Annotated in this window: 20 protein-coding genes and 1 pseudogene; 4 read left to right on the top strand and 17 right to left on the bottom strand. The window is 62.2% G+C overall.

Annotation, left to right across the window (positions count from 1 at the left end; translation table 11 throughout):
- Window positions 1-216: 216 nt before the first annotated feature.
- The 9 genes and pseudogenes from PSH78_RS16155 to PSH78_RS16115 all read right to left on the bottom strand — a co-directional run bounded on the left by PSH78_RS16155 (window position 217) and on the right by PSH78_RS16115 (window position 8,627).
- Window positions 217-1,296, bottom strand: coding sequence for a chemotaxis response regulator protein-glutamate methylesterase (locus PSH78_RS16155; protein ID WP_305495402.1), 1,080 nt, complete (start codon window positions 1,294-1,296; stop codon window positions 217-219).
- Between the two features lie 2 nt (window positions 1,297-1,298).
- Complete coding sequence (gene cheD / locus PSH78_RS16150; RefSeq protein WP_305495400.1) at window positions 1,299-1,796, bottom strand: chemoreceptor glutamine deamidase CheD; 498 nt, start codon at window positions 1,794-1,796, stop codon at window positions 1,299-1,301.
- Window positions 1,793-2,629 (bottom strand): protein-glutamate O-methyltransferase CheR, encoded by an 837-nt coding sequence (locus PSH78_RS16145; RefSeq protein WP_305495398.1) that lies wholly within the window; start codon window positions 2,627-2,629, stop codon window positions 1,793-1,795. Before PSH78_RS16145 ends, cheD begins: the two co-directional genes overlap by 4 nt.
- Complete coding sequence (locus PSH78_RS16140; RefSeq protein ID WP_305495396.1) at window positions 2,626-3,162, bottom strand: chemotaxis protein CheW; 537 nt, start codon at window positions 3,160-3,162, stop codon at window positions 2,626-2,628. The genes PSH78_RS16145 and PSH78_RS16140 overlap by 4 nt, the downstream gene beginning before the upstream one ends.
- Window positions 3,163-3,201: 39 nt before the next feature.
- Window positions 3,202-4,864 (bottom strand): annotated as a pseudogene (locus PSH78_RS16135) (methyl-accepting chemotaxis protein).
- Between the two features lie 32 nt (window positions 4,865-4,896).
- Window positions 4,897-6,996: a chemotaxis protein CheA gene (locus tag PSH78_RS16130; protein WP_305495395.1), complete on the bottom strand. Its 2,100-nt coding sequence runs from the start codon at window positions 6,994-6,996 to the stop codon at window positions 4,897-4,899.
- Window positions 6,997-7,035: 39 nt separating this feature from the next.
- Window positions 7,036-7,320 carry a lipid asymmetry maintenance protein MlaB gene (locus tag PSH78_RS16125; RefSeq protein WP_305495393.1) on the bottom strand — a complete coding sequence of 95 codons (285 nt, stop codon included), beginning with the start codon at window positions 7,318-7,320 and terminating at the stop codon, window positions 7,036-7,038.
- 15 nt (window positions 7,321-7,335) lie between these two features.
- Window positions 7,336-7,704, bottom strand: a complete 369-nt coding sequence (locus PSH78_RS16120) for a response regulator (protein WP_042730627.1) — start codon at window positions 7,702-7,704, stop codon at window positions 7,336-7,338.
- An 11-nt stretch (window positions 7,705-7,715) separates the two neighbouring features.
- Window positions 7,716-8,627, bottom strand: a complete 912-nt coding sequence (locus PSH78_RS16115) for a methyl-accepting chemotaxis protein (protein WP_370871129.1) — start codon at window positions 8,625-8,627, stop codon at window positions 7,716-7,718.
- A 689-nt stretch (window positions 8,628-9,316) separates the two neighbouring features.
- Here PSH78_RS16115 and PSH78_RS16110 point away from each other — a divergent pair.
- Both PSH78_RS16110 and PSH78_RS16105 read left to right on the top strand, forming a co-directional pair.
- Window positions 9,317-10,663, top strand: coding sequence for an MATE family efflux transporter (locus tag PSH78_RS16110; RefSeq protein ID WP_305495385.1), 1,347 nt, complete (start codon window positions 9,317-9,319; stop codon window positions 10,661-10,663).
- Window positions 10,664-10,831: 168 nt separating this feature from the next.
- The gene (locus tag PSH78_RS16105) at window positions 10,832-11,500 is read left to right on the top strand and encodes an HAD family hydrolase (protein WP_305495384.1); all 669 of its coding nucleotides are present in this window, start codon (window positions 10,832-10,834) and stop codon (window positions 11,498-11,500) included.
- Window positions 11,501-11,627: 127 nt separating this feature from the next.
- Here the strand turns inward: PSH78_RS16105 and ppnN are convergent, their stop codons facing one another.
- On the bottom strand, window positions 11,628-13,001 hold the full coding sequence (gene ppnN / locus PSH78_RS16100) for a nucleotide 5'-monophosphate nucleosidase PpnN (protein ID WP_305495382.1): 1,374 nt from the start codon (window positions 12,999-13,001) through the stop codon (window positions 11,628-11,630).
- 215 nt (window positions 13,002-13,216) lie between these two features.
- On the opposite strand from ppnN, the gene PSH78_RS16095 reads away from it, so the two are divergent.
- A complete protein-coding gene (locus PSH78_RS16095; protein ID WP_305495381.1) occupies window positions 13,217-13,753 on the top strand; it encodes a DUF3087 family protein in 537 nt (178 codons plus the stop codon).
- A gap of 87 nt (window positions 13,754-13,840) precedes the next feature.
- Complete coding sequence (locus PSH78_RS16090; RefSeq protein WP_305495380.1) at window positions 13,841-14,593, top strand: OBAP family protein; 753 nt, start codon at window positions 13,841-13,843, stop codon at window positions 14,591-14,593.
- A 171-nt stretch (window positions 14,594-14,764) separates the two neighbouring features.
- Here the strand turns inward: PSH78_RS16090 and PSH78_RS16085 are convergent, their stop codons facing one another.
- The 7 genes from PSH78_RS16085 to modA form a co-directional block, all read right to left on the bottom strand.
- Window positions 14,765-14,989, bottom strand: coding sequence for a hypothetical protein (locus PSH78_RS16085; protein WP_305495379.1), 225 nt, complete (start codon window positions 14,987-14,989; stop codon window positions 14,765-14,767).
- A gap of 62 nt (window positions 14,990-15,051) precedes the next feature.
- The gene (locus PSH78_RS16080) at window positions 15,052-15,231 is read right to left on the bottom strand and encodes a general stress protein (RefSeq protein ID WP_186614672.1); all 180 of its coding nucleotides are present in this window, start codon (window positions 15,229-15,231) and stop codon (window positions 15,052-15,054) included.
- 227 nt (window positions 15,232-15,458) lie between these two features.
- Window positions 15,459-16,022, bottom strand: a complete 564-nt coding sequence (locus tag PSH78_RS16075) for an ATP-dependent Clp protease proteolytic subunit (protein WP_039592957.1) — start codon at window positions 16,020-16,022, stop codon at window positions 15,459-15,461.
- A gap of 135 nt (window positions 16,023-16,157) precedes the next feature.
- Window positions 16,158-17,195: a DNA topoisomerase IB gene (locus PSH78_RS16070; RefSeq protein ID WP_305495378.1), complete on the bottom strand. Its 1,038-nt coding sequence runs from the start codon at window positions 17,193-17,195 to the stop codon at window positions 16,158-16,160.
- A 204-nt stretch (window positions 17,196-17,399) separates the two neighbouring features.
- Complete coding sequence (gene modC / locus PSH78_RS16065) at window positions 17,400-18,479, bottom strand: molybdenum ABC transporter ATP-binding protein (protein WP_305495377.1); 1,080 nt, start codon at window positions 18,477-18,479, stop codon at window positions 17,400-17,402.
- A 3-nt stretch (window positions 18,480-18,482) separates the two neighbouring features.
- On the bottom strand, window positions 18,483-19,163 hold the full coding sequence (gene modB / locus PSH78_RS16060) for a molybdate ABC transporter permease subunit (RefSeq protein WP_305495375.1): 681 nt from the start codon (window positions 19,161-19,163) through the stop codon (window positions 18,483-18,485).
- Window positions 19,163-19,915 carry a molybdate ABC transporter substrate-binding protein gene (modA, locus tag PSH78_RS16055; protein WP_305495374.1) on the bottom strand — a complete coding sequence of 251 codons (753 nt, stop codon included), beginning with the start codon at window positions 19,913-19,915 and terminating at the stop codon, window positions 19,163-19,165. Before modA ends, modB begins: the two co-directional genes overlap by 1 nt.
- Between the last annotated feature and the right edge of the window lie 141 nt (window positions 19,916-20,056).

The raw sequence follows: 20,056 nt of genomic DNA, 5'->3' as shown, positions 1-20,056 counted from the left end.
TCTGGGTGGTTTCCTGGCGTTGACGCTGCTGATCGGTGTGCTGGCGACGATCTCGCCTGTTTGAAGCGCTTTCCCTGTGGCGAGGGAGCTTGCTCCCGCTGGGGCGCGCAGCGGCCCTGAATCCTGGCAACTCGATCTGCAACGGCGCCTCCGATTATGTGGGGCCGCTGCGCAGCCCAGCGGGAGCAAGCTCCCTCGCCACGGGGCAGGCGTCGTTCAGCGATGCAATATCACTTGCGCAATCTCCTGCAACGGCATCACCCGCTGCGCGGCGTTGAGTTTGATGGCTTCCTTGGGCATGCCGAACACCACGCAGCTGGCCTCGTCCTGGGCTACGGTGGCGCTGCCGGCGTCGAGCATTTCCTTGAGGCCGCGGGCGCCGTCGTCGCCCATGCCGGTCATGATGATGCCCGTGGCATTGCGCCCGGCGAACTTCGCCACCGAGCGGAACAGCACGTCCACCGACGGGCGATGACGGTTCACCAGCGGGCCGTCCACTACCTGCACGTGATAAAACGCGCCGCTGCGGGTCACCATCATGTGTTTGCCGCCGGGAGCGATGAGGGCCAGGCCCGGGTGGATGCGGTCGTTGTTTTTCGCTTCGCGCACTTCGATCTGGCAGAGGCTGTTGAGCCGCGCGGCGAACGACGCGGTGAATTTTTCCGGCATGTGCTGGACGATGACAATGCCCGGACACACCCGTGGCAGGGCGGTAAGCACTGCTTCCAGCGCCTGGGTGCCGCCGGTGGAGGTGCCCATGGCGACGATGCGTTCGGTGGTCTGGGCCATGGCGTGGCCGTTGGCGGCGGGCAGCATGGCGTCGGCGGTGAGTTTGGTCGCCGGGGTCAGCGGCACTGCCGGAGCCGGGCGCTTGCCCAGGTTGCGGACGTTGACCTGGGCGGCGGCGCGGATGGCGGACACCAGTTCCGGGGCCGATTCCAAGAGGAAGTTCTTCAAGCCGCTGGTGGGTTTGGTGATGATTTCCACCGCCCCGGCGGCCATCGCTTGCAGGGTGGTTTCCGCGCCCTTGGGCGTCAGCGACGAGCAGATCACCACCGGGGTGGGCCGTTCGCTCATGATTTTTTTCAGGAAAGTGATGCCGTCCATGCGCGGCATCTCCACGTCCATCACGATCACGTCGGGCCATTCCTTCGCCAGTTTGTCCATGGCGAAGATCGGGTCGGAAGCCGCACCGATGACGTTGATGTCCGGCGTGTCACTCAGGATCGCCAGCAATACCTGGCGGACCACGGCGGAATCATCCACCAGCAGTACGTTTATCTTTTTGCCTGACATGGTTAGTGCAGGGTCCTTATCGGTTGGTGCCTGACCCAGACGTCGCCCGTGCAAAGGTCGAAAATGATGCTGCGGTGGCCGGTGCTGCCCATGTCCTGGGCGATCAGGTCCAGGCGATAGAGCGCGGCCATTTCCAGCGCCGCGTTGACGTTCGACCGCGCCACGTCGCCGTACGGCACATGGCGTTGCAGTTCGGGAAACATCTCGCCGCCGCCGAACAGCTTGAGCTGGTATTCCTCAGGCTCGGTGCGATGGGCCCGGGCCTGGCGGACGAACAGTTCGATGGCTTCATCGGCGTACATCCCGTTCAGCGCGGTAGAGCAACGCACCCGGCTGGGCAACATGAAGTGGCACATGCCGCCGATCTTGCGTTGCGGGTGCCAGAGCGTGATCGCCACGCACGAACCGAGGATCGTCCGCAGCCGGGTCGGGCAGGTCGCGAAGCGAAACTCTCCCGGACCGAGGTAGATCTCCGCCACCTGCTTTATCGCGGCGCTCATGGCTTGCGATAAATCGAAGGGGCGACCAACTTCAGCGCATCGGATACGCCATTGAGGCTCTCCGAATGGCTGACGATGAAATACCCGCCGGACTTGAGCCGAGGGATCAACCGGGCAACCACTTTACTTTTGGTCGGCTGGTCGAAATAGATCATCACGTTGCGCAGAAAGATTACGTCGAACTCCCCCAGCTCCGGCAGTGTGTCGTTGAGGTTGACCTGGATGAAGTTGACGCGGTTGCGCAGGGCCCGATCGATGAGCATCGTGCCTTGCTGGCTGCCGGTGCCCTTGAGGCAATATTTCACCAGCAACGGATGGGGCAGGTTGCGCGCGCGTTCCATCGGGTAATGCCCGGAACGGGCCTTGGCCAGCACCTGGGTGCTGATGTCCGAACCGATGACTTCCCAAGGCGTGGTGCCCAGGCTTTCGGCCAGGGTCATGGCGAGGCTGTAGGGTTCCTCGCCGGAGGAGCTGGCCGCGCTCCACAGGCGGAAGGTCTTGCCCGGCGTCGCGTGCGGCAGCACATGGTCGCGAAGAAAGTCGAAGTGCTTGGGCTCGCGGAAAAAATAGGTCTCGTTGGTCGTGAGCAGGTCCAGCGCCACCTGCAATTCGTCGCTGCGCTGGCCGCTCATGATCAGCTTGAAATATTCGCCGTAGCTGTCCAGCTCATAGTGCTTGAGGCGCTTGAACAGCCGCCCGGCCACCAGGGCTTTCTTGGCCGGCGACAGGTTGATGCCGGCGGCCTGGTACAGCCAGGATTGGAACTGGCTGAACTCCCGGTCGGTGAGGGCCATTGAATTCACTGTGCGTTCCTTGCAAATGTCCGTGCTCATGAGGCTGGCGCTTCCAACGCAGCGGGGCTGGCCTGGGCGAGTTCGGACATCTCGTCGATGGACAGCACCCGGTCGACCTCCAGCACGATGACAAACTTGCCATCGACCTTGGCCATGCCGCTGATGAAGTCGGCGCGGATCTTCGCGCCGAAACTGGGCGGTGGTTCGATCTGCGAGGCCGGGATCTCCAGCACCGCCGACACCGTGTCCACCAGCAGGCCGATGTCTTGGGCTTGCCCGTCGGCGCTGGCGGCCTCGATGATGACCACGCAGCTGCGCCGGCTGATGGCGGAATTTGGCCGGCCGAAGCGGGCCGACAGGTCCACCACCGGCACCACTGCGCCGCGCAGGTTGATCACCCCGCGCACGAAGGCCGGCATCATCGGCACGACGGTCAGGTTGCCGTACTCGATGATTTCCTTGATGCACAGGATGCCGATGGCGAACATCTCCGTGCCGAGCATGAACGTCAGGTATTGCGCTTCTTCCTCGACCGCGCTGACGGTCTGACGTGTGGTCGCGATGGCGCCCATAGCTTTTTCTCCTTTAGGCAAGCCTGTGGAACCGGGCCATCAGAACCGGGTGAATTCCGATTCGTCCGGCGCGCTGGCCATGTTGTAGGCAAACGCCTTGGGCATCACCGGTGCCGGTGCCCGCGCCGGTTTGCGGCTGGACGGACCCGGGGTGTTATCGACCCTGGCGCTCTGCATGGCGGACTTGGCCGGCGTGTCCAGGGTGAAGAAGCTCATGGCCTGTTGCAGCTGTTCGGCCTGGCTGCTCATCTCTTCAGCGGTGGCGGCCAGTTCTTCGCTGCTGGAGGCGTTCTGCTGGGTCACCTGGTTGAGCTGCGTCATGGCGGTGTTGATCTGCGCCACGCCGGCGGCCTGTTCTTCGGACGCGGCGCTGATTTCCTGCACCAGGTCCGAAGTCTTGTTGATGGACGGGACCATTTCGTTGAGCAGGTTCCCGGCCTTCTCCGCCATGTCGACGCTGCTGGACGACAGCTCGCCGATTTCCTGGGCGGCAACCTGGCTGCGCTCAGCCAGTTTGCGCACTTCGGCGGCGACCACCGCGAAGCCTTTGCCGTGTTCCCCGGCCGGCGCGGGCCGCTTCGATGGCCGCGTTGAGCGCCAGCAGGTTGGTCTGGTAGGCGATGTCGTCGATGATGCTGATGCGCTGGGCGATTTTTTTCATCGCCACCACGGTCTGCTGCACCGATTCGCCGCCGTCGGTGGCTTCCTTGGCGGCCTTGCTGGCCATGCCGTCGGTAACCTTGGCGTTCTCGGTGTTCTGGTTGATGCTGGCGCTCATCTGTTCGATGGAGGCGCTGGTTTCCTCGACGCTGGCCGCCTGTTCGCTGGTGGCCTGGCTCATCGATTGCGCGGTGGCGCTGACTTCTTCGGAGGCGCTGGCAAGGTTGTCCGCCGCGTTGCGTACTTCACCGATGATGTGCGAAAGCTTGCCGACCATGTTCTGCATGGCGTTGAGCACCATGCCGGTCTCGTCCTTGGAGCCGGCTTCGATTTTCGCGTTCAGGTTGCCTTCGGCCAGTTGTTCGGCGACAGCGGCGGCCTGCTTCAGCGGACGGGAAATGATCCGCGAAATGAACAGCGCCAGGCCCAGGCCCACGAGCAAGGCGGCAGCCAGCACGGCGATGATCGACAGGCGCGCTTTTTCATACAGCGCGGTGCCGTGTTCACTGGCGGCACCGGCGCCGGCGTCGTTCAGTTCCACGAGTTTTTGCAGATCGCTGGTGATCAGGTCGAACTGACGCTTGGACTCGCCCTTGAGCAGCGCCATGGCTTGTTCGGTCTGGTTCTGACGGGACAGCGCGAACAGATCCTTGCTGACCACCAGGTAAGCGTTCCAGTCATTGCGAGTGGTTTCGAACAGCTGACGGTCTTCGGCATTGGAGAGCAGTTTTTCATAAGTGCCCAAGCGTGTTTCGAAAGCTTTTTTGGCTTCGTCGGCTTCCTGCTCCAGCGTTACGCGTTCTTGCTCGGAGTCGGCGGAAATGTGACGGTTTTCCTTGAGTCGAAAGCTCGCGGCAAAGAAGCGCATGCCCGAGGCCGCGCGCATGGACGGCATCCAGTTTTCGCGGATCTCGGTGGTGGTGCCGTTCACCTGGCCCAGCTGGATGATCGAGAACACGCCCATGACGGCGGTCAGCGCCAACACCACGAGGAACGAGGTGATCAGTTTGGTGGCGATTCTAAGGTCGTAGAACCATTTCATTGGGGAATACCTCTCCATGGAGTGTTGAAGCGTCAGCGAGCGTTGGCTTGTTGTAATGGGGTCGGGTTGTAGCGGTTTTCTGTTTGTGCGATCTGGGTGAGCAGGGCGGGAACGTCGAGGATCAAGGCCACCGCACCGCTGCCCAGGATGGTCGAGCCGCTGATGCCGCGCAGTGCGCCGAACAGCTTGCCCAGGGGTTTGATCACGGTCTGGAATTCACCCAGCAGGTCATCCACCACCAGTCCGGCCTTGAGTTCGGCGTAGCGCACCACCACCACGTTTTGCCGGCGCGAGGCCGGGCCTTCGTGATGGAAATGATCGCGCAGGTACACCAGCGGCAGCACTTCGCCGCGCAGGTCGAGGTAGCCTTGTTCGCGACTGGCGACGCCATCGTCTTCGCTCAGTTCGATGCATTCCTGGACCATGTCCAGCGGAATCACATAGGTGGACTGGCCGATGCCGACGAGGAAGCCATTGATGATCGCCAGCGTCAGCGGCAGGCGGATGCGCACCACGGTGCCCTTGCCCGGCTGGCTGTCCAAGTCGACGGTGCCGCGCAGCAGTGTGATATTGCGCTTGACCACGTCCATGCCCACACCGCGCCCGGACAGGTTGGTGACGGCCTGGGCGGTGGAGAAGCCGGGTTCGAAAATCAGGTTGTAGATTTCCTGGTCGCTCAGGTTCGCGCCGGCGGCGATCAGGCCGCGCTCATGGGCTTTTTCCAGGATGCGGTCGCGGTTCAGGCCGGCGCCATCGTCGGCGATTTCCAGCACGATGCTGCCCGAGTCGTGGTAGGCGTTGAGGTGCAGGTGACCCTTGGCTGGTTTGCCGGCGGCCAGCCGCGCCTCGGCGGTTTCGATGCCGTGGTCCATGGCGTTGCGCAGCAAATGCATGAGCGGGTCGCCGATCTTTTCCACGACGGTCTTGTCCAGCTCGGTTTCCGCGCCGCTGATGATCAGGTCGATGTCCTTGCCCAGTTCCTGGCTGACGTCGCGCACCACCCGGCGAAAACGGTTGAAGGTTTCGCCGATGGGGATCATCCGCAGGCGCAGGGCGCCGTCGAGAATCTCCTCCACCAGCCCGGACACCGATGAGGTGGCTTCCTGCAACGGGTCGTTCTGGCACGTGCGGGCCAGCAGGCTGGCGCCGGCACTGGCGATCACCAGCTCGCCGACCAGGTTGATCAGTTCGTCGAGTTTGTCGGCGTTGACCCGGACGTACATGCCGTCCTTGCTCTTGCCGTCGCTGGTCACGGCCTGTTTGTCGGGCGCGACCTGGGCCGGCATGCGCGGGGTCTTGCGCTGGTCTGGCAGCAGCTCGCCGGTGGTGACCATGGCGGTGCTTTCTTCGCTGGCTGTCTGCGCGGTGGTGACCAAATCGGTGCTCGCCTGGGGCTCTGCCTCTGGCACGGCAACGATGTCGATGACGCAATCTTCCCGGACGAAATCGAAGACTTCGTTGATCGCGGCATTACCGGCGGCGGAGCGAAACCCGATATCAAAACCCAGGTAGCAGGATTCGGCATCCCAGGCTTCGATAGCCGGCATCGCTTCGGTCAGCGTGGTAATGTCGACGATCTCACCGAGGGTCTGCAGATAGCGCAGGAACGACAGTGGGTCCATGCCATTGCGGAACACTTCCTGGCCAAAGCGCAGGCTGATGCGCCATAGGCGCGCATCGGTTGACTCGCTCGTTTCGGTTGCCTCTGCCGCAGTCGTTTCGGGCGCGGTCGGGGGCGCCTGGTATTCCTGGAGGATCTGGCACAACTCCATTTCCCGAGCCAGGGCAGGGGGCTGCAATGTCGAGCCCTGGTTGGCGACCACGTCGATCAGTTCAAGCATGTGATCGCCGGACTTGAGCAGCACTGCGATAAGGCCCGGGTCCACCGCGACGCTGCCTTCACGCAAGCGGTCGAGCACGTCTTCGACGATGTGGGTGAAGCTGACGATCGGCTCCAGGCCGAACAGCCCGGCCGAGCCCTTGATGGTGTGGGCCGCGCGAAAAATTGCGCCGATGGCGTCATCGTCGGCGGGGTCGTTTTCCAGTTGCAGCAGCGATTCTTCCATCGCCTGCAACTGCTCTCGTGCCTCGACGATAAACGTTTGTTGTGCCTGATCGAGATTGATGCTCACGCTCATATCCTTTGTCGTGTCCGACGTGTCGCGGGGCCTCTAGGCAACGAGGTTGCACAGGGCGAGTGTCTCCGTAACGGCTTTGCTCTGGCCGGTCACCGTCAGTTGGGTCCCGGCCTTGGGTGCCTCGCGCTGAATCATCAGCAGCAGTTGCAGGCCGGCGCCGTCCATCTCGGTGATCTGCGACAGGTCCAGCGCCATGTTCGGCGTGGCCCCCAGCCGTGGCAGCAATTGCGCGGCCAGGTCGGCGGCGGTGTAGATCGTCAGCTCGCCGTCGATCTGCACCTGCGCGGTGTCATCTTCTGTTTCGTACAGCAGCGGCATCGAAGCCTCCGGCCATCAAGGAAGAATCAGCTTGGATACCGCCGCCAGCATCTGCGCCGGTTGGAACGGCTTGACCACCCAGGCCTTGGCGCCTGCGGCCTGGCCTTCCTGCTTCTTCGATTCCTGGGATTCGGTGGTGAGCATGATGATCGGCGTGAACTTGTAGCTGGCGAGCTTCTTGACCTCCTTGACGAAGGTGATGCCGTCCATGTTCGGCATGTTCACGTCGCTGATGATCAGGTGCACTTTCTGCCCGGTGAGCTTGCCCAGTGCGTCCTTGCCATCGCTGGCTTCGATCACGTCGTAGCCGGCACTTTTCAACGCGATGCCGACCACCTGCCGAACGCTCGCGGAGTCGTCGACAACCAATACACTTTTAGCCATGAACGGCTCTCCTAAAAGAAGGTTATTTCCTGTGAAGTCTGTTGCGCGGCCGAGTCGCCATGATGATTACGGCGTTGCTCGTCGGTGGCGTAGGTGGTTTCCATGCGCGCCAGCCATTGGCGGGCGTCGATGGAGATAGCCTGATCGGGCGACTGGTTGGCCTGCTGTATGTGCACATGCAGGTCCTCCATGTTGTCGCGCACGTGGCTGAGGATCTGGCTGACCCGATCCTGGAATTGGAGATTGACCAGCACTTCGGTGAGCTCGTCGCGAATGCCGAAGCTTTCCCGTTGCAGCATGTCGGCCGAATCGGCGAGACGCTCGGTGACGCTTTTGAAGCGTTCCAGCACGCGCTGGATGCTGCCTTCGGACACGGCCACGGACTGGCTATCCTGGTCGGCGCCGCTGGAGGCGGCCTGGACCAGTTGGGTGATGGCGGTATTGATGACGTCGACCTTGGCCGACATCTGCTGGCCGGTCTCGCTGGATTTGCTCGACAGTGCGCGCACCGCATCGGCCACTACCGCAAAACCGCGCCCGGCTTCGCCCGCCCGGGCGGCCTCAATGGCGGCGTTCAGGGCCAGCAGGTTGGTCTGGGCAGCAATCGCCGCGACATCGGCGGCCATGGTCCGCAGCTCGCCGGTGTAGGCGGTCAGGTTGCGGACCTGGGTCAGGGTTTCATCACGGCTGGCCTGGGTGGTTTTCAGCGAGTCGATGACCTTGACCAGTTCGCCTTCGCTCTGCGCCAGTACCTGGACGGCACCGCCACCGCCGCTGCCGGCCAACTCGCCGGCGGCCTGTTGCGAGGCTTGCACCGTCTCTTCGAGGCGCGAAGAGATGCCGGTGAAACGGGTGGTCAGCGAGACGATTGCGGTTTCAGTCTGCTGGCGTGAGCTTTCGACTTGCTTGGCCCAGATCGGCATCGCGCCGAGGATCACTTCGTTGAGCTGCGCGGTGGTTTTATGGGAAACATGACCGGCGGCTTGCAACTCGTGGCGGGTGATGGCCGCGGCCGTCGCCTCGTCGAGTTGAAGACGTTGTGAACGCGCGCCCCAGATGCCGACGGCCACGCCAAGAACCACCAGCCCGATGCTCAAACCGATGTTCTGTGTGCTTGCACCGTTAAGTGCCAGCACGCCGACGCTTGCGGCGATGGCCACGATCAAGGCGTGCCAGAGAATGCGTGGTTGGGTTTTGGCGGGGGAGTGGTCGTGGGAATACGACGTCATGGTTCGGTCCTTGAACAGTGTTGCCGACAGGATATTTGCTAATGACTGGTTATCTGCAAAGCCGACGCAGTCTTGAGGACCAGTCGTCCGGTTCCGATAAAAATAATGGCACATTGATATCTAAGAATAGACGAAATCCGTGAATTGTCGAGAAGGCCAGACCTGCGGATAACCCGTGGCGAGGGAGCTTGCTCCCGCTGGGACGCGCAGCGGCCCCGTTTTTATCGGGTTTCGCCAGAAGTAATCAGCCTTATGGATTTTGGGCCTGCTGCGCAGTCCAGCGGGAGCAAGCTCCCTCGCCACAAAAGCAACATCTCTGCAACAGAATGAAAGGATTGAGCTAAATTACCCGGCATTGATTTCGAATCTGCCATCGAGCCCCCATGCCTGCCCAGCCGCTCTGGAAAACCTACCTGCTGTTCCTGGCCCCCATGGTCCTGTCCAATTTCCTCCAGTCGATGTCCGGTACGCTCAACAGCATCTACATCGGCCAGATGCTCGGCACCCAGGCATTGGCGGCGGTGTCGGGGATGTTTCCCATCGTGTTTTTCTTCATCGCTTTGGTGATTGGTCTGGGCGCGGGGGCGGGCGTGTTGATCGGGCAGGCCTATGGCGCCGGCGAGACCGGAACGGTGAAGGCGATCGCCGGCTCGACGTTGTTGTTGGGGGCGATCATCGGGTTGGTCGCTGCGGTGTTGGGCAGTGTCTTCGCTCGCGAGGCCCTGCAAGGGCTCGGCACGCCCGACGATGTGCTCGAAGACGCCATTTCCTATGCCCGGGTGATGATGTGGATCCTGCCGATGCTACTGGTGTTCGTGCTCTTCACCCAGCTGCTGCGCGGTGTGAGTGATACCGTTTCGCCGCTGCTGGCGTTGCTGGTGTCCACGAGTGTCGGGATGCTGCTGACGCCGGCGTTGATACGTGGCTGGCTGGGGTTGCCGCAGATGGGTATCCAGAGTGCGGCGTGGGCGGGAATGGTGGGTACCACATCGGCCATGGCCATGCTGGCGTGGCGCCTCAATCGGCGGGCGCATGCCTTGGCGCCGGACCGCGCGCTGTTCGCCGCGATGCGCCTGGACCGGGATATCCTCGCCAAGGTGCTGCGCATCGGCTTGCCGACGGGGTTGCAGATGGTGGTGATTTCGTTGTCGGAGCTGGTCGTCCTGGCGCTGGTCAATCACCACGGTTCCCAGGCCACGGCCGCCTACGGGGCGGTGACGCAGATCGTCAATTACGTGCAGTTCCCGGCGCTGTCGATCGCCATCACCGCCTCGATCCTCGGCGCCCAGGCGATTGGCGCCGGACGCCTGGAACGCCTCGGGCCGATCCTGCGCACGGGGCTGTTGATCAACGTCTGGCTGACCGGTGGCCTGGTGTTGCTGGGGTATCTGTTGTCCCACTGGTTGCTGGGGCTGTTCATCACCGACCCGGCGGCGCGGGTCCAGGCCGAACACCTGTTGCACATCATGCTCTGGAGCCTGCTGGTGTTCGGCTTCCAGGCCATCATCGGCGGCATCATGCGCGCCAGCGGCACGGTGCTGGTGCCGGTGGCGATCTCGATCTTCTGCATCATCGGCGTGCAAGTGCCGGCGGCCTACCTGCTGGACGCGCACTTCGGCCTGCAAGGGGTGTGGATGGCGTTTCCGGTGGCTTACCTGAGCATGCTGATTCTACAGGCGGTGTATTACAAACGGGTCTGGCAGCATCAGCGGATCGAGCGGTTGGTATAGCCGGCTCATCACCGAACCCCTGTGGGAGCGAGCCTGCTCGCGAAAGCGGTGGTTCAGCCAGCATTGATGTGACTGGCCCGACGTATTCGCGAGCAGGCTCGCTCCCACAGGTTCGGGGCACGACGATGTTACAGTGGCCGTCATCCACCCTTTATCATTGAGGATCCGATGCCTGTCAGTCCCCCCACCCCCATTGCCTACCGCGCCTTCCTCTTCGACATGGACGGCACGCTGCTCAATTCCGTCGCTGCCACCGAGCGGATCTGGACGCGCTGGGCCATGCGCCATGGTTTGGATGTGGCGAAATTCCTGCCGACTATCCATGGCGTGCGCGCTGTCGACACCGTCGCCCGCCAGAACCTGCCGGGCGTGGATGCCCAGGCCGAGGCCGCGCAGCTCACCGTCGAAGAAATCGAGGACGTGGAGGGAGTGGTCGAGGTGCCCGGTGCGCTGGCCTTTCTCAAAAGCCTGCCGCCGACGCAATGGGCAATCGTCACCTCGGCGCCCATGGCCTTGGCGTTGCGCCGCATGGAAGCAGCCGGGATTGTGCGTCCGGCGGTGATGGTGACGGCTGAAGACGTGAGCGCCGGCAAGCCAAACCCCGATTGCTATCTACTCGCGGCGCAGCGCTTGCAAGTGGCGCCGCAGGAATGCCTGGTGTTCGAGGATGCCGAAGCCGGGATCAAGGCCGGCGAGGCGGCCGGTATGGACGTGATGGTGGTGACGGCCACGCACACGCATCCGGTGGTGACGTTGCACTCGCAGATCGAGGATTACCAAGACATTGGCATCGAAGTAGATGAGAGAAGGATGATGCGCTTAACTTCAATCCAATAGTCACCGCCGACCCTGTGGGAGCGAGCTTGCTCGCGATAGCGGATCGTCAGCTTGCATCGATGTTGAATGTGCTGGCGCTATCGCGAGCAAGCTCGCTCCCACATTGGATCTTCGGTCATTCCATCAGTCAGGTCACCACGCGATAGCACGGCACATACGCCGCGCCACCCGGCAGTTTCATCCGGTGCTGGGCGACGAAGGCCTGCAGCAGGCGATCAAGCGGTTCCATGATGGCGGAGTCGCCGTGGATCTCGTACGGGCCGTGTTCCTCGATCAGGCGGATGCCCTTGTCCTTGACGTTACCGGCGACGATCCCGGAGAACGCCCGGCGCAGGTTGGCGGCGAGTTCGTGGGGCGGCAGGTCGCGGCTCAGGCCCAGGCTGGCCATGTTTGCGTGGGTCGGGTCGAACGGGCGCTGGAAACCTTCGTCGATCTTCAGCAGCCAGTTGAAGTGGAACGCGTCGTTGCGCTCGCGGCGGAACTGCTTCACTTCTTTCAGGCCCTGGGTCATCTGCCGCGCCACTTCAGCCGGATCGTCGATGATGATCTGGTAGTGCTTCTGCGCGGCTTCGCCCAGGGTCGCGCCGACAAACGCGTGCAACTGGTCCAGGTACGGCGCGGCGCTTTTCGGCCCGGTGAGCACGACCGGGAAGGGCAGGTCCTGGTTGGCCGGGTGCATGAGGATGCCCAGCAGGTAGAGGAACTCTTCCGCCGTACCGGCGCCGCCCGGGAAGATGATGATGCCGTGGCCGACGCGCACGAAGGCTTCCAGGCGCTTCTCGATGTCCGGCAGGATCACCAGCTCGTTGACGATCGGGTTCGGCGCCTCGGCGGCGATGATGCCCGGCTCCGTCAGGCCCAGGTAACGCCCGCCATGGATACGCTGCTTGGCGTGGGCAATGGTCGCGCCTTTCATAGGGCCTTTCATCACGCCGGGGCCGCAGCCGGTGCAGATGTCCAGGCTGCGCAAGCCGAGTTCGTGGCCGACTTTCTTGGTGTATTTGTATTCTTCGGTGTTGATCGAATGACCACCCCAGCACACGACGATTTTCGGTTCCACGCCGGGACGCAGGGTGCGGGCGTTGCGCAGCAGGTGGAAGACGTAGTCGCTGATGCCCTGGGATGAACTCAGGTCGATGCGCTGGCTGTCCAGTTCGTTCTCGGTGTAGACGATGTCGCGCAGGGCACTGAAGAGCATTTCCCGGGTGCTGGCGATCATCTCGCCGTCGACGAACGCATCGGCCGGCGCGTTCAGCAGCTCCAGGCGCACGCCCCGGTCCTGCTGGTGAATGCGGATCTCGAAATCCTTGTAGGCTTCGAGGATGGTCTTGGCATTGTCGACATGGGCGCCGGTGTTGAGGATAGCCAGGGCGCACTGGCGGAAAAGATCATAGATGCTGCCGGAACCGGCTTCGCTCAGTTGCTGGACTTCGCGCTGGGACAAGGTCTCCAGGCTGCCCTTGGGGCTTACCGAGGCGTTGATTACATGTCTTTGAGTCATTCAGCTTTCCTTGAAAACGATGCCGCGCGCACGACGGCGGCATCTTTGAAAAAACGTCCACGCAGGAAGATCGCACGATCCTTGCGGTATCGCCATGGACTTTGATCCGGGTCCTTCGGGTCGGTGCAACACAAATGAGCCCCAGCATAGCCAAATCGACCGGGGAGGCGATAATGCGCGAGTCTTTTCACGCCACACAAGGAAAATGCGACGCGATGTTCGAGATCAAACCGTGGGACGCCGTGACCTACCGGCAGCAGACCCGCCGCAGCACCCTCATCGTCGCCGTGGTATTCCTGGCCTTGGCGATGCTGCTATCGAGCCTGGCGGTGATGCTGTTCGGCACACCTGGGGGCGATAATTTTCGCTTCAACGTGGGCGGGGTTTTCGCCGCCGTGCTGCTGATGGCCGCGCTCATGCGCGGGTACTTCTGGCAACAGCCGTGGATGGCCGCGGCGGTGTACGGCTGGCAGCTCAAGCGCAGCCTGATGAGCGTTACCAACGTGATGCACCAGGTGAAGGCCGGCGTGCAGGCCCAGGATCCGGCGGCGATGAAGCTGCTGCGCTTCTATCACTTGGGCTTGGCCCAGATGCACCTGCTGGATGCCAACTCCAGCGACCAGGCCTCGTTGAGTCGCGAGGCCGACGAACATCTGCAGAACATGCAGACGCTCGGCCTGGACCCCGAGCAGTCACGCCTGGACCCGGCCTGGATCGACACGGTGAAACAGGCCTATAAAGCCCGCGATTAGCGGCCGCTCGTCGGTTGCTCAGGTGAAAAATCAAACCCGGGTGAACGGGTGCCTTTCTCATGAACAGTCATGAAAAGGAGAGTCGAGATGCCTGGAAAAATCACTCAAGGAACCTGGGCCATGCTTTGCGTGGCAACGGTGGGGCTGGCAGGCTGTGCCGGTGGCAACAGCCATTCACCGGTAGACGCGCCAGGAGCCGCGAAGAGCCCGACCACCGCGACGCTGGAAGCCGGGGCGGGGCTCATGCAGAACAAACCCCCGTTGCAAGCGTTGGATACCTATCTGGATGGCTTTCATTTTTATAACGGGCGGATGTCCGGGCAAATGGAAGCGCATCACTACTGCACGGCACTGAACGAAGAAGTGTTCCAGTGCGCCATCTTCGATGCCAACACCGCCAATGCCAAGCTCATGGGCGTGGAGTACATCATCAGCAAGCGCTTGTTCGAAGGCCTGCCGGCCAGTGAAAAACAGTTGTGGCACAGCCATGTGCATGAGGTGAAGTCCGGGCAATTGGTCGCGCCGGGGATTCCCGAGGTGGCGGAGACCCGTTTGATGAAAAACCTCGTCAGCACCTACGGCAAGACCTGGCACACCTGGCACACCGAGCAAGGCAACGCGCTGCCTTACGGTGTTCCGCAACTGATGATGGGCTTTACCGCCGACGGCCAGATCGACCCACGGTTAGTGCGTGAGCGCGACAGCCGGATGGGCATCTCCAGCGAGGAGAAAAAACGCGCCCGCGCGGCAATCGAAGCGCCGGCGATCGATCCCGGTGCGGATGCCTGGCAGAAGGGGCAGGTGTGGCAGATCAAGGACCCGACGGGGCATGCTCACTAAAAGTGAATTTGCCGGGGATGCTTTTGTGGCGAGGGAGCTTGCTCCCGCTGGGTTGCGCAGCAGCCCCAAGGCAATCAACTTGGATACTATGTTCAATTGGATAATTATCAGGGCTGCTCTGCAGCCCAGCGGGAGCAAGCTCCCTCGCCACGGGGGGCAGGGATAGATTAATTACGGCTGTTTGAAGTGCCCCGGAACATCATGTTCCGTTTCGTTTGGCTTGGTTCTTTTCTGAACTTGAACGTCACTGATCCTGACGCTTTTCAATTCGGTGAAGGTCACTCTCAAGAGTGCCTCGGCTTCTTCGGTGCTCAGGGTCTCGGTGTCAGCCGCCAGCACCCGGTTATCGGGCTGGCCGTCGGCGATGAAACTGACAATGAATCGGTCCTGGCTCATGCATGACCTCGACAGGTTAAGCGCCAGGGCGCAGCAACGCTACGCCCCAACGGTTTTCCGGGTTACGATTTTCTGCCGCCGCCATGGCTGCGTTCGCCACCTTTCTTACCGGCTTCAGAGGCTTTTTCCCGGTCGTTGGCAAAGTTTCCGCCGGAAGCATGTCCGCCTTTCTTGCCGGCTTCGGATGCTTTCTCACGGTCGTTTGCGAAGTTGCCTGGGTTTTTGTTTCCGCTATTAGCCATTTCGAGAATCCTCATTTTGGTTAAGCGAGTAAAACGTGCCTCGCAGTACTGTGAAAAAAATCTGCGGATGGAAGTTTAAAAAAAACGTTTCGCTGGCGACGAACGGTATCAACTAAACAATTAACGCCTGGGTAACTTATACAGCCGTCTCGCTTGAACTTGTACGCATCGATTTAATTAATAAGGCAAGCGGCGGCAAATTGTATTTATTCATCAGCGGAGGATATTCAATCCTCGCCGCCGCTGACTTTCCAGTGTTTCGCCTCGGGCGCAAACACCACCTGCTCAACCCGGTGCGCGATGCCGAAAGCCAGCGAATTTTCCGCCGGTATCACTCGCTCCTCGGCGCACAGGCATTTGAAGATATCCAGTTGCGTGGCGGCGCCGGCGGTTTCCTTGACGTAGATTTCCACGTACCGCGCCACGTCGTTGTCCAGGCTCGAGAGGTATTCACGCAAGCGCGAGTGATCCACCGATTTCTGGCCGAAATACCAATTCATCGGGTGGATCAGGAAGCGTGAATGCGGGGTGGTGGTGCGGTCGCTGGCGGCCAGGTACATGACGATGCCCATCGACTCGATGTTGCCGGCATTCACCGCGCGCACGGGCACCGGAAGGGACTTGATAAAGGTATAGAGGGTGAAACCGAAATTGGTGCTGCCGCCGACGGTAGAGAGGTTGAGCATCAGCGAGTCGGCGCCTTTTTCAATGGCTTCCAGGCAATTGTCCCGGAAGCGCTCGGTGGTCCCCTGGTCGATCTGGCAATGGAAATGGACGATGTGTTCGGACATCTGAAACTCCTCTCGACTTCACGCGTTGACGAGTCTGCGGATCAGCGGCTCTGTACAGTTGGGAGTCCGCCGGCTGTCGGATGTTCCACTTCCGTCACGCGCTTGTTCAGGTCCGGCTAACAGCGGTCGCTTCGCTTAGCAGGCTTCGACGGCTTGGGCCATGCGTTGCAGAAACATCGTCAGCGCGGCTTCTTGCGCATTGAGTCCTTTGCGTACGCGAGGCTTGGGCAGTTCGCTCAGGACGCCGCCCATGAAGCCTTCCAGCACGGCGGGGTGGATGTAGCATTTGCGACAGACGGCAGGCGTATTGCCCAACTGCCGGGCGACCTGCCTGACCATTTCGGCAACGTGTCGCTTGGCTTCGGTCTCGGTTTCCCACTGCAATGTGCGCAGCCCGTCCAGCGCCGCCGCGCTGCCTGCCCAGGTGCGGTAGTCCTTGGCGGTGAAGTCGGCGCCGGTGAGTGTCTTGAGGTAGGCGTTGATGTCCGAAGAGGTGACCGCGTGGCGCTCGCCGTGTTCGTCCAGGTACTGGAACAGGTTCTGCCCGGGAATTTCCTGGCAACGCTTGATGATCCGCGCCAGGCGCCGGTCCTTCACGGTGATCTGGTGTTCGACGCCGCTCTTGCCACGGAACTGGAAAGCGATGGCGCTGCCGTTGACCGCGACATGCTTGTTGCGCAGCGTGGTCAGGCCGTAGGAACGATTGTCCCGGGCGTATTGGCTATTGCCGACGCGGATCAGCGTGACGTCGAGCAACGTAATGACCGTTGCCAGGACTTTATCGCGGCTGAAACCGGGCGTGGCGAGGATTTCCTCGAGGCGTTTGCGCAGTCGCGGCAGGGTGCGGCCGAATTCGAGCATGCGTGAGTACTTGTCCGCATCGCGCACTTCGCGCCAGCGCGAATGGTAGCGGTACTGCTTGCGTCCTCGGGCGTCGCGCCCGGTGGCCTGGAGGTGGCCGCGCGGGTCGGTGCAGATCCACACGTCGGTGTAGGCCGGCGGAACGGCCAGGGCGTTGATCCGCTGGATTTCGGCGGGATCGGTAATGCGCTGGCCCGACGGGTCGAAGTAACAGAACTTGCCCCGCAGTTTGCGACGGGTGATGCCCGGGGCGGTGTCGTCGACGTAGTGCAGATCAGCCGGGAGTGCATCGGGCGGCAGGGTGTCGGGCATGTTTGATCCTTGGCGATGAATTCGAATGGCCTGTGAATTGATTGACCGCCGCCCGTTGCGGTCGTGCCGAGTTTCTTACGTCGGCGCAGTCCAGTCCCCTGTGGGAGCGAGCTTGCTCGCGATAGCGGTTTGTCTGACACGGGGATGTTGGATGTACCGGCCCCATCGCGAGCAAGCTCGCTCCCACAGGGGCTGTGTCGATACCTACGCCAACACCGCCACCGCCTTGATCTGCGCCCACAACATCTGCCCCGGATGCAGCTTCAACTGATCCCGGGAATATCGGGTAATCCGCGCCAGCAACGGCGTGCCGGCGGCCTCCAGCCGGATCAGTACATGAGCCGCGTTGTCGCCCGCCAGTTCGCTGATGACCGTCACCGGCAGGCGATTGAGAATGCTGGTCTGTGTATCGTTCGCCAGGCTCAGGCTGACATCCCGCGCCTGTACCTTGAAGCGCAACGGTCGGCCGACAGCCATCGGCTGATGGGCGACACGCACCTGCAGCTGGCTGTCGGGCAACGTCAGGGTAAGTAGCTGGTATTGCGGGTCATGGGCGCTGACTTTGCCCTGGATCACCACGCCCGCGTCATCGCCCTGGGCCAGTGGCAGGTCGAGCCGCGCCAGGGTCTCGGCGATCGGCCCGCTGGCCAGGGCGCGCCCGGCATCGAGCAGCACGATGTGATCAGCCAGGCGCGCGACTTCGTCCTGGGAATGGCTGACGTACAGCACCGGGATGTCCAGTTCATCGTGGAGTCGTTGCAGGTAAGGCAGGATTTCGTTTTTGCGCCGCGTATCGAGGGCCGCCAGTGGCTCGTCCATCAGCAGCAGTCGCGGACTGGTCAGCAAGGCGCGGGCAATGCCGACGCGCTGGCGTTCGCCGCCGGAGAGGTTATGGGGTTGCCTGTCGAGGAGGTGACCGATGCCGAGCAGTTCCGTAGCGTGGTTCATGTCCACGCGCCGTTGCGCCGGTGCAACGCGCTTGAGGCCGAACGCCAGATTGTCGCGTACCGACAGGTGATCAAACAGGCTCGCCTCTTGGAAAACATAGCCCAGCGCGCGCTGATGAGGTGGCACGAATACCCCGCGCTCACTGTCTTGCCAAACCTCGCCATTGATCTCGATGAAGCCCTGTGAGGGTCGCTCCAGGCCGGCGATGCAGCGCAGGCAGGTGGTCTTGCCAGAGCCGGATTCGCCGTACAGCGCCGTCACCCCACGGCCAGGCAATTGCACGTCCAGGTCGAGGAAAAAGTCGCCATGGTCGAGTTGAAATCTTGCCTGGATCATCGCTCAGCTCCAGCCGGCACGGGTTCGGCGGCTGGAGTACAGCGCCAGCAACACCAGGAAGGAAAACCCCAGCATCGCCGCCGCCAGCCAATGGGCCTGGGCATATTCGAGGGCTTCGACATGGTCGTAGATCTGCACCGACACCACCCGGGTCTTTTCCGGGATGTTGCCGCCGATCATCAGCACCACGCCGAATTCACCGACCGTGTGGGCGAAACCGAGAATCGCCGCGGTGATGAAACCGGGTCGGGCCAAGGGCAGGATGACGTGGAAAAAAGTGTCCCACGGGCCCGCTCGCAGCGTGGCGGCGACTTCCAGTGGACGATTGCCGATGGCCGAAAACGCGTTCTGCAACGGCTGGACAACAAACGGCATGGAATAGATCACCGAGCCGATCACCAGCCCGGTAAAGCTGAAGGTGAGGGTGCCCAGACCGAGAGCCTGGGTGAACTGGCCGATCCAGCCGTTCGGACCCAGCGCCAGCAACAGATAAAAGCCGATCACCGTGGGCGGCAACACCAGCGGCAGCGCCACCACCGCGCCCACCGGCCCGCGCAGCCAGGATCGGGTGCGCGTCAGCCACAAGGCGATGGGCGTGCCGATGAGCAGCAGGATTACCGTGGTCAGCGACGCCAGTTTCAGCGTCAACCAGATGGCCGCGTAATCGGCGCCGGTCAGCGGCATCAGCGTTGATAACCGAAGGACTGGATAATGGCGGCGGCTTGCGGGCCCTTGAGGTATTCCATCAAGGCCTGGGCGGCAGGGTTGTCCCGGCCTTTGTCGAGAATCACCGCGTCCTGTTTGATCGGATCATGCAGCTCGGCCGGGACGATCCATGCCGAACCGCTTGCCAGCTTGCCGTCCTTGTACACCTGGGACAGGGCGACGAAGCCCAGTTCGGCGTTGCCCGTGGAGACGAACTGATAGGCCTGGGTGATGTTCTGGCCTTCGACGAGCTTGTTCTTGACCGGCGCGGACAGCCCGAGTTTTTCCAGGACCTGGGCCGCGGCCAGGCCATACGGCGCGGTTTTCGGATTGGCGATGGACAGGTGCTTGAACGCATTGTCGCGCAGGACCTGGCCCTGGTTGTCGACGTAGTTGTCCTTGGCCGACCACAGCGCCAACGTGCCGATGGCGTAGGTGAAGCGCGAGCCCTTGACGGTAGCGCCTTCGCTTTCGAGCCTGGCCGGGGTGGTGTCGTCGGCGGCGAGGAAGACTTCGAAGGGCGCACCATTCTGGATCTGCGTATAAAACTGCCCGGTCGCGCCATAGGCGGCTATCAGCTTGTGGCCGGTGTCTTTTTCGAAATCGGCGGCGATGGCCTGGATCGGCGCGGTGAAGTTGGCGGCGACCGCTACCTGCACCTCGTCGGCTTGGGCGGCACTGACACAAAAGCAGGTAGCCAGCAGCAGCGGGGCGAAAGGGTTCGAGCGCATGGGCAGGGTTCCGTGGGATGGTTTCGCTATATAGCGGAATATATAGCGAATGCCTGGGAAACGGAACGCGGTATTTTGTCGGGTTTGGCGGTGATAGGACTGGCCTCATCGCGAGCAAGCTCGCTCCCACAGGTTTTCAAG

The sequence above is a fragment of the Pseudomonas sp. FP198 genome (genome assembly GCF_030687895.1).
In the GTDB taxonomy this organism is placed as follows: Bacteria; Pseudomonadota; Gammaproteobacteria; order Pseudomonadales; family Pseudomonadaceae; genus Aquipseudomonas.
The sequence above is the reverse complement of the archived record's forward strand: the minus strand, read 5'-3'. Positions and strand labels throughout refer to the sequence as shown.